The organism is Variovorax sp. VaC1 (assembly GCF_043658315.1).
In the GTDB taxonomy this organism is placed as follows: domain Bacteria; phylum Pseudomonadota; class Gammaproteobacteria; order Burkholderiales; family Burkholderiaceae_C; genus Variovorax.
In genome coordinates this window covers 1-1455 of record NZ_JBIGLT010000021.1, presented here as the reverse complement: position 1 = coordinate 1455, position 1455 = coordinate 1, and the positions used below count along the sequence as shown (strand labels likewise).

Sequence of the window (1455 nt, the reverse complement as noted above, 5' to 3'; positions counted from 1 at the left end):
TTTGCAGAGGACGACATCAGCGACCTGGCCCACACGTGGTTCCGGGTGCTGCAGACCTTGGTCTCGCATGCCCAGCAAGCCGGCGCCGGCGGCTTCACACCGTCCGACTTCCCGCTTCTTGCCCTCAGCCAGGCCGAGATCGAGCAACTGGAGAATTTGCATGAATCCGCAGATTGAAGACATCCTTCCCCTGTCACCTACCCAGCAGGGCTTGCTGTTTCACACGCTCTACGACGAGAACAAGTCTGCCGCTTACGTCGTTCAATTCACGTTCGACCTGACAGGGCCGCTCGATGCGGCGGCCTTGAAAGCTGCCGCCGAGGCCCTTGTGCAACGCCATGCGAATCTGCGCGCACGCTTTCTGCATCACACTGCAGAGCCCGTCCAGATCATTGTTCGTCAGATCACGCTGCCGTGGCAGGACATCGACCTTCGCGACCTCACGCCGCAAGAGCGCGAGGCCGAACTCATGCGCTGGCTTCAAGAAGACCGCGTGCGTCCCTTCGAGCCGGCGCAAGCTCCGCTGCTGCGCTTCGCGCTCATTCAGCTGGCGCCGCAGCGTGCACGCCTTGTGTTCACCAGCCATCACATCCTGCTGGATGGCTGGTCGATGCCGATCTTTCTCAACGAGCTGTTCGTGTTGTATCGGACAAGGGGCGACGACAGTGCTCTTGCGCCACCAGTGCCCTATCGCAACTATCTGGGTTGGCTCAAACACCAGGATCGCGACAAGTCCTTGAGTGCGTGGAAGGAATCGCTTTCAGGTCTGGCGGAACCCACGTTGCTGACGGCCGACCAGATCGAAAAGTCGGGCCGCCAGGAAATCCTGGCCTGCAGTCTTTCGCAGGAGTTGACGCAATCGCTTGGCGGGCGGGCACGCCAGCACGGCCTGACGCTCAACACCCTGCTGCAAGGCGCCTGGGGCCTGCTGCTGGGCCGACTGACTGGCCGCGAAGACGTGGTCTTCGGCATCACGGTCTCGGGCCGTCCGCCGGAGTTGCCAGGTGTGGAGCGCATGGTCGGGCTGTTCATCAACACCGTCCCCTTGCGCTTGCGATTCCAGTTGCTGGAGCCCGTCGCTCAAGCGATGGTGCGGCTGCAGGACGAGCAATCCGCGATGGCCGCACACCAGCATCTGGGCCTCTCGGAGATCCAGCGCCTGGCGGGCTTCCCTGCCTTGTTCGACACCCTGTTTGTCTTTGAGAACTATCCGGTCGACGCCAATGCGCGTGGCCTGGCACATGACCCATTGCAAGTCTCCCGCGCCAGTGGTCACGGCGGGGATAAAACGCACTACCCACTGAGCGTCGTTGCCATCCCGGGCACGCAACTGCAGTTGCGGGTGGGGTATCGGCCGGATCTGTGGGACCGCGCTGCGGTCGAGCAGTTGGTAGCGCGGCTGCAGCAGGTGCTCCATGCGATCGCAGCCGATCCCTCGCAGCCCATCGGGGGCAT

1 protein-coding gene is annotated in these 1455 nt (G+C 62.9%); it reads left to right on the top strand.

What is annotated here, in order from left to right; translation table 11 throughout:
* Nucleotides 1–160: 160 nt before the first annotated feature.
* The coding region (locus ACGLHS_RS32210) for a condensation domain-containing protein (RefSeq protein ID WP_394486075.1) at nucleotides 161–1455 on the top strand (1295 nt) is incomplete at its 3' end.